Below are 5284 nucleotides of genomic sequence, written 5' to 3' on the forward strand. Positions count from 1 at the left end.
TTGAGCACGGAGTCGAGATCTGCATTTCGTTTGAATGAACCGGCAGTGGCTGACATTTGTTAGAACTCCTATCCAGAGAGTCCGACGCAAGCTCCGTGCCATTTGTCTTAAGGCAAGGCAATCACCATACCTTTGCAGCGACCAGGCGTCGCCGAAAGAAATTCGCAAAGCTTCTTTTGTCTGAAGCTGGACAAGAATGTCGCAAGCCCGATCAAAGACCGCGTCGGACCTCGATCAGATCATCTTCGCAAGATTCACAGCTGACATCAGCGGCCGTAGGTCTCAACGCGTTCATATGCAGACAACGTGACATCGCGATTGTTCGAACTGACGGCCTTTGAACATTTGCAACTCTCCGAAATGATCGAAGCTCCTTGCCACAGAGCTGGTAAATTAAAAAGTTGCAACAGATCCACCTCCGATGGGGCCGGCGGCGCACAGGTTTCGGAAAGGTCCTGTGGCTTGAGCAAGGCTGGTTTGCGCGCTACGAATATTTGGCTGACACGGATAATAGCTGTCGTTCGAGTTCCAGAATTTTTTTCGATCTGGACTTCAAGCGCTTTGCTGGAATACCACAGAATACGCCCCAACTATCCAGAGGCTTTGTTACTAGAGACAACGCCCCGACCGATGATCCTTCTCCGATATTGCATCCGGGAAGAACGACCGCCCCCGATCCAATGATAACGTGCCTACCCACATGCACTGGACAAAATTTGACTCCAACGAATTCCTCGGGAACAGTTGGATTGGTTAGGTATTCTCCAGTGTAATCGTCCGTGCCGGAAAATATGCGAGCGCCAGGGGCAAGCCCGGAAAAGTCATCGAGCGTAATCATTCCTTCTCCGTTCAAATAACACCCAGATGCGATATGAACGTAATTTCCGATGGCGACTGATCCAGTCGAACAATTAAGGATAACGCCTCCATCAATTATGACGTTATTGCCGATAGATATGTTGGCAACTCCGTTGATCCTACACGTTTCGGCGATTCTAACGTCTTTTCCAACAGATCTAATCCCAATATCAACCAATTCATTTTCTGATAGGTATAACGTTCCTAATGTAGCATGGTGTCTATCTTTTTTATAGCTGGTATTATTTACGCTCATTCTCGCTCTCCGCGTTATGTTTACGCCGCACACGGCACGTAATACATTTAGTTCTGTGTTCTGATTCTTAAGTAAAACGCATTACACATGCTTATCACGACGCATCGACTCTTTCAAATCAGTCTTGATTAAGCAATTGTGAAGTTTTATTACTATGCATTGAATAGGTTTGACGCGAAATAGCAGGACCATGGCAAGCATCAGGGCCGACGAACAACGAGTTTGTGACAGCAGCTTGGGAGGCGATGTCACGTTGTCTGCATATGAACGACGTTGAGACCTGCGGCCGCTGATGTCAGCTGACCACGACCACGGCTTTCCACTCCGCCATGGCCTGCAGGCGGTAAATATGTGTAGTGAGAGCGCAGCGTTTTGAGCGGCGCGGGGCGAAGAGATTTTGTAAGCGGGCAGCTGAGGCCGTTCAGCTCTGGTATTTCCAGGGCATAAGGGCGTCGATACGCTGTTGGGCCAGCCATTGGCAATGCGATCAAGGTCTGGGTGAGCCAGGCGTGCAGATTGAATTGATTCGTCTTGGCCGGTGTCAGCAGCGTGGCGATGATGGCCCATGTCCGTCCACCGCCGTCACTGCCCGCGAAGAGGCTGTTCTTTCGAGTAATTGTCTGTGGCCGTCGTGCTCGACGGTGTTGGAATCGATTTCGATCCGGCCGTCGGTGAGGAAGCACTCGAGCGTAGCACGCCGGCCGAGCGTAGCGGATCGCCTCAGCGGGCTTCGATTTTCCCGACAGCTTCGGCACCCACAGCGCAAAGAGAGCGGCAACGACGGCGGCGGATTTCTCCTGACGCGCAGCTATCCGTACTGCCGGGTCCTGGCCGCGCACGGCCTCCTCGGCGGCCCACAGCGGGGCCATCTGCGCCACCGACTGCGAGGCGATAACGGAGGAGCCTGAGGCATGCAGCTCGTAGAACTTGCGCCGCACGTGCGAGCCGCGCCGGCGAATGTGTCGCCCCGCCATCTGGACGGCTATCGCGGCATCCTGCAGGTCGATGGAGACGCCGCCTATAACCGGCTGGCCCGGTCCGATCGGGGCAATGATGGCGTGGTGCTGGCGGTGTGCTGGTCGGAAATATGCCGATGGGCCGCTCTACCGGCAGGAAGCGATCTATGCCCGCGATTAGGTCGAGATCGACCGGTCGCAGATGGCCCAGGTCGGCTTCGAGCTCGAGCCACCCGCCGCTTACGCAGGGACCCGCATCAAGCAGGGTGAGCGAGTCTTTGCCGATGAGACCACGCTGCCAACGCTGGCGCCGGGGCAAGGCCAAGACGGCCTACCTCTGGACCTATGTCCGCGATGATCGGCCCCTTGGCGGCAGCGGACCGCCCCTTGTTGTCTACCGCTTCGAGGACAGCCGCGCCGGCGAATGTGTCGCCCCGCCATCTGGACGGCTATCGTTTGCGGCGCAAGCGGCGAGCGTAATGCGACCGAACTTGATGCGATGCCCTACCGGGGATTGTCTCATACGAAACCACGCTCCCGCGCTCCAGCAGCATTTCCTCGACCAGACGCAGGCTCAAGGGAACGTGTAGTAGAGCCAGACTGCATGGGCGATGATCTGCAGCGGGAAACGATGGCCCTTGTAGCTGACGGTCGCGGTGTTCATGCCATCGGTTTATGCCGCAAATCCCTGAACGCGAGTTAAGTTGATGACGCCGCTCCGAGATCCAGCATGCCAAGACAACTTCCGACTTGCGACGCAATTCCGCCTCCAAGACACGCACCTGGCTCGGAACCGGGATCATGAAACGCCCAGCCCCTTCACCATCGCTGCCGCCAGTGTCGGCGGCGTGGTCAGCGGAATCCGCAGCTGCGCCTTGCCGGCGATCTCCAGCTCGATCACCGCTGGTGGCGCCGCCGGCACCGAAGCGGCGACAGGCTCATCGGGAACCAAGACAACTTCGGCAAGGCCCGTCTCGCGGGCTCTGACCGTGCGGCGCCATTTGTAGATCAGACTGGCCGCACATCGTACTGACGCGCTACCGCCGCCACTGTGACCCCGGGCGCAAATGCCGCGGCCAGTATCCAGTACTGACCCTCTTTACTCCAACGACGACGCCGCTCAGGCCCGGTCAATAACGTCACATGGCTCATACTGTGCTGCTAACTACGCTCGTAAGGATCACCTTAAGCGCGCAGCCTCGCTACCGCGCCATGCTCGCGCAAGGCGGCCTTCGCCGGAGGCGTACGTTCGAGATGGCCCAGGGGCATACAAACATATGGCCGTTGCTACGCCCCTTCCAAGCCGACGGAAGCCTTCGTTGCCTATATTTACCTCCCGCGAGAGATCGGTCATTACACGACGCCGCCGTCCGGATCGACCATCCTCGCTGTCCTATTGATCCGGACACATACCGAACGCTCCGGCTTCTCCATTACGGCGCGGGGCTTCACCTTGGCGAGGCATGGTCCCTCACCTTAGCCGACGTCGACCTCGAGGAAAGGATCCTGTGCGTCCGCGAGAGCAATTTTTATAAGACCAGACTGGCTCCGTCGGCCACGACCTCGTGCGCACCTTATCCCGGCACGCTTCTCGCTGCCGCGAAGGCCAGTCTGCAAAATCCCTCTGGTTCCTCACGCGCCAGGACACCCCTGTGACCCTGCAACACGCTGACGCCACTGGTGAGCCCAGAGATCGAAGATGTAGTGAAGATGTTGGCGAGGAGCGCGCTAATGTTCGCCCCTTGCCGGGTACCCCTGTCCGTCTCTTGCTCTCAAGGACTCTAGCCCGCAAACACAGCATAATGAGCCGTAGGATACGAGGATCAGCGATCCTGTGCGCCACCATCCGCAGCAGCCACTCGTGGTCGACCGAGTTGAAGAAGCTGCGAATGTCGGCATCGAGCTTCCAGTTCACACGCTGGCACATGATCGCCGTGCGCAGGGCATTAAGCGCCATGTGGGGCTCCGCCCGGGTCGGAAGCCGTAGGAGAACCCAAGGAAGTCGGGCACGTAGACAGCACTCAGCATCTCGGCCACCGCGCTTTGGACAATCTTGTCTTCCAGCGCCGGCACCCCGAGAGGCCGTTTACTGCCATTGGCTTTGGGAATGTAGACCCGCCTATCTTGGCCACGCCCACTACACCGATACTGCCTACTATGGGACGGGCACGGCAGATTTGCTTGGCATCGCGGACGCGCGTTGGCCCATGAAGGCGCCTCATGAGCGTACATCTCTCGCTCACGCCGCTGCTGGAGTCGTTCTTTCGCCACCGGCTGACCAAGAAACCAAGAAAAGGAACGCAACTCCTTCAACCGTCGCCAGCTACCGCGACGAATTGCATATGTTGGTGCTCTTCGCGGCCAGCGCACCCGGGGGCAAGCCGTACGCCATTGGCCGTCGAGGATTTCGACCGAGACCTTTTCCTCGCTGGATCGCCCGCGACCACAGGTGCTCCTGCGCGGCGAGGGCAGCAAGGAACGGGTCGTGCCGATCCCGGACGGCCTCGTCAAATCGTTGAGGGAGGCGACCAGGGCAGCGAGGCGATTGATGCCGCGACCAAAGGCGACCGGCTGCGTCGCCACCCCGGCCTTCACGCCGCCAGGGTCGGATCGACCGAGTCCATCAGGACCAGGCGGCTTTCACCGATCTCAATCCGACCGGCCGACGTGGGCACCTTCGTGCCTCGCTGCGTCGGCGTGCTCGAGCTGCCGGTCCTCGCCCCGCGATCTAAATTGCGCAAACTGCAGGGCTGGCGTCGTCTCCGCAGCCGCTTTCGCCTGCACCGGCCCCGCCTATCGCCGCCAGACGGAAAGAAGGCCAGGACTTATGCCCCAATGTCGCGCGGCTGCCGAGGTGTTGGCGCCCGACTCCGCGCTCTCCGCGACGACCCGAGCCTTTCTCCACCGGCGTCCAGTTGCGCCGCCGCCGCAGCCGGTGATCACCTCGATCCGGCGATAGCGACCCTCTTCATGCCTGCTTCGATGACTGGCATCAGGGTCGTCCCACTTCATGCGCCCGCACTGCTCACAAATCAGGCGGCAAATCTCGCCAGTGCATGGCCGCTCAGGCAAGATGGGGTGCTCGTGACGCTCACGAACCAAGGCGGCGGCACGCCGAAGCGCATGATCACTGACAGGCTGCGCTCCTATGGAGCAGCCAGGCGACAGGTGATGCCGGACGTCGAGCATCGGTCGCACAAGGGATTGAACAACC

4 protein-coding genes and 4 pseudogenes are annotated in these 5284 nt (G+C 59.1%); 3 read left to right on the forward strand and 5 right to left on the reverse strand.

Translation table 11 applies throughout. The annotated features are described in order from the left end of the window. Window positions 1-484 precede the first annotated feature (484 nt). Window positions 485-1114 (reverse strand): acyltransferase, encoded by a 630-nt coding sequence (locus tag AC0L2R_RS33535; protein ID WP_473514067.1) that lies wholly within the window; start codon window positions 1112-1114, stop codon window positions 485-487. Between the two features lie 248 nt (window positions 1115-1362). Beyond that, window positions 1363-2052, reverse strand: a complete 690-nt coding sequence (locus AC0L2R_RS33540; RefSeq protein WP_473514068.1) for an IS66 family transposase — start codon at window positions 2050-2052, stop codon at window positions 1363-1365. A gap of 33 nt (window positions 2053-2085) precedes the next feature. On the opposite strand from AC0L2R_RS33540, the pseudogene AC0L2R_RS33545 reads away from it, so the two are divergent. Then, a pseudogene (locus AC0L2R_RS33545) lies at window positions 2086-2208 on the forward strand (IS66 family transposase); the annotation flags it as partial. Then, window positions 2153-2526, forward strand: a pseudogene (locus tag AC0L2R_RS33550) (IS66 family transposase); the annotation flags it as partial. The pseudogenes AC0L2R_RS33545 and AC0L2R_RS33550, both read left to right, overlap by 56 nt. Before the next feature lie 56 nt (window positions 2527-2582). Here AC0L2R_RS33550 and AC0L2R_RS33555 read toward each other — a convergent pair. The 3 genes and pseudogenes from AC0L2R_RS33555 to AC0L2R_RS33565 form a co-directional block, all read right to left on the reverse strand. Beyond that, window positions 2583-2734 (reverse strand): annotated as a pseudogene (locus tag AC0L2R_RS33555) (IS6 family transposase); the annotation flags it as partial. A 135-nt stretch (window positions 2735-2869) separates the two neighbouring features. Then, window positions 2870-3022 carry a hypothetical protein gene (locus tag AC0L2R_RS33560; protein WP_473514069.1) on the reverse strand — a complete coding sequence of 51 codons (153 nt, stop codon included), beginning with the start codon at window positions 3020-3022 and terminating at the stop codon, window positions 2870-2872. A 56-nt stretch (window positions 3023-3078) separates the two neighbouring features. Next, window positions 3079-3222, reverse strand: a complete 144-nt coding sequence (locus AC0L2R_RS33565) for a transposase (RefSeq protein WP_473514070.1) — start codon at window positions 3220-3222, stop codon at window positions 3079-3081. Between the two features lie 1953 nt (window positions 3223-5175). Between AC0L2R_RS33565 and AC0L2R_RS33570 the strand changes: the two are divergent. After that, a pseudogene (locus tag AC0L2R_RS33570) lies at window positions 5176-5284 on the forward strand (IS6 family transposase); the annotation flags it as partial.

This window comes from Mesorhizobium sp. WSM4820 (assembly GCF_055811075.1).

Excerpts from the sequence above, each read along its gene's own strand:
- AC0L2R_RS33535 (WP_473514067.1), bottom strand. The coding sequence starts at position 1,114 with ATGAGCGTAAATAATACCAGCTATAAAAAAGATAGACACCATGCTACA.
- AC0L2R_RS33565 (WP_473514070.1), bottom strand. The coding sequence starts at position 3,222 with ATGAGCCATGTGACGTTATTGACCGGGCCTGAGCGGCGTCGTCGTTGG.